The sequence below is a fragment of the Streptococcus suis genome (genome assembly GCF_002964045.1).
GTDB classification, from domain to species: Bacteria; Bacillota; Bacilli; order Lactobacillales; family Streptococcaceae; genus Streptococcus; species Streptococcus suis_U.
Genome location: NZ_POPB01000692.1, coordinates 1 through 299 on the forward strand (window position 1 = coordinate 1; position 299 = coordinate 299).

General features: G+C 41.1%; 1 protein-coding gene. It reads right to left on the reverse strand.

Translation table 11 applies throughout. From position 1 onward, the window contains the following. Nucleotides 1–299: arginine deiminase family protein (locus C1E99_RS14350; RefSeq protein WP_238146263.1), on the reverse strand; the 299-nt coding region annotated here is incomplete at both ends.

A 299-nucleotide genomic window follows, 5' to 3' on the forward strand; every position in this document is an offset into this window, starting at 1 on the left:
CTTCCGATTTCCGTGTTTCTGAATACATGTGGTTAAGAGAAACAGCATTACCAATCGTAGCAAATGGATCCCGTGTGAAGTAAAGGTTTGGCATTGGGTCTATTGCAAATGGGTAAGAGGATTCAACCAAATCTGTCAAACCTTTTTCTTCAGCAGGGATTTCTGGCAATTCTGCCTTTTGAATACCAGCCATCGTTTTCTCAACCAGTTCTTGATTATCTTCAATAGACAACAACAACTTGCGAATTGCCTTCTTAGTCGCCCGACCACGAATGTTAGCTTCTTCGAGATATTCATCA